At 67.5% G+C, this 1,183-nt stretch carries 2 protein-coding genes; both read right to left on the bottom strand.

What is annotated here, in order from left to right; all coding sequences use genetic code 11:
• Positions 1-277: 277 nt before the first annotated feature.
• On the bottom strand, positions 278-688 hold the full coding sequence (locus RB628_RS40680; RefSeq protein ID WP_318325676.1) for a PIN domain-containing protein: 411 nt from the start codon (positions 686-688) through the stop codon (positions 278-280).
• Complete coding sequence (locus RB628_RS40675) at positions 685-906, bottom strand: type II toxin-antitoxin system VapB family antitoxin (RefSeq protein WP_318325675.1); 222 nt, start codon at positions 904-906, stop codon at positions 685-687. The genes RB628_RS40680 and RB628_RS40675 overlap by 4 nt, the downstream gene beginning before the upstream one ends.
• Positions 907-1,183 lie beyond the last annotated feature (277 nt).

Genomic DNA, 1,183 nt, shown 5'->3' with positions numbered 1-1,183 from the left:
CGTGCGCCGCTGAACGTGCCGGGCGGGTAGAGGCTCAGCGGGCCCCAGTTCTTCGTGGATCGGCCCCGGTCCAGCAGGACCGGTACCTTGTGCGGGTCGACGGCGTATTCGTGGCCGCAGCCGGAGATGTCGAGGCCGAGCAGGCCGATGGATCCGAGGCTCTACGGCGACCCAGCAGGCCGCTCGCGAGTCGCTGCTGACGGCCGGCTCGCCGACGACCAGAGGCCCCGTGTTCGCGGAACCCGCCATCCACCACCTGTCGGGCGACCAAGGCGCGTCAGACGACGTCGTGGATGTTGTGCTCGGTGAGGTCGGATGCGTGCCGGGCGATGGTGCCGTAGTCCGCGTCGTCATGGAGGACAGTCAGGCTGTGGTGGGCGGCAGTCGCGGCGACGTCAAGGTCTACTGCCGAGGCGCTGCGATGCTCCCCGGCCTGGGCCATCCGGTGTTGCACCGCGCTGATCCACCGTCCGGCGTTCTTCGGTACCGCCGCGTCGGGATAGAGGTCGGAGAACATCTCCGCGATCTCGTCGTATTCGCGACGGTCTCGGGCGCTGTACAGGAACTCGGCGCGCTGCACGTAGCAGGACGCGACGGCCCCGGCGTCGATCGCGTCGTACCAGGCCGATTGCAGTTTCGGTTCGCGGAGCAGCCGGACGAGGCCAGATGTGTCGAGCAGGTAGATCACCGGCTGTGCTTCTCCGCCCTGTGCAGACGCTCGGCGTCCTCGACGGCACCCCACTCGCGCGCCCGCTCGAAGTGACGGCTGATGCGCGCCGCACGCTCCTGCTGCTCTGCGTAGAAGTTCAGGGCAAGATTGACCGCTTCCTTCTTGGTCCGGACGTGAGCCAGCGCCATGGCGCGTTCCAGGGCGTCGTCGTCGATGTCGATCTGGGTCACGGACATGCCACGCCTCCGTGTAATGTTGGTGATGTACATAGAAGAATACGTCACCAACATACGGGTCCACCTGTCAGCTCCCGTGTATGCAGTCACGACGAACCCTCCAGATCAGCCCCAGACGTGATGCGGTCCGGGCCGTCGGCGTCACGCTCCACCGCCGGTCAGGGGTACCGGTCGGCCCGGGGGTGTGAAGGCGGCGAGCACCGTGGCGGTGATGTGGTCGGAGGTGAGACGGCCGGCGCGGATCTCCTCCGCGGCGCTGTGCATGACCGTGTGCAGG

The sequence above is a fragment of the Streptomyces sp. ADMS genome, from assembly GCF_033441795.1.
Classification (GTDB): domain Bacteria; phylum Actinomycetota; class Actinomycetes; order Streptomycetales; family Streptomycetaceae; genus Streptomyces.
This window is presented reverse-complemented; position numbering and strand designations above follow the sequence as displayed.

Excerpts from the sequence above, each read along its gene's own strand:
- RB628_RS40675 (WP_318325675.1), bottom strand. The coding sequence starts at position 906 with ATGTCCGTGACCCAGATCGACATCGACGACGACGCCCTGGAACGCGCC.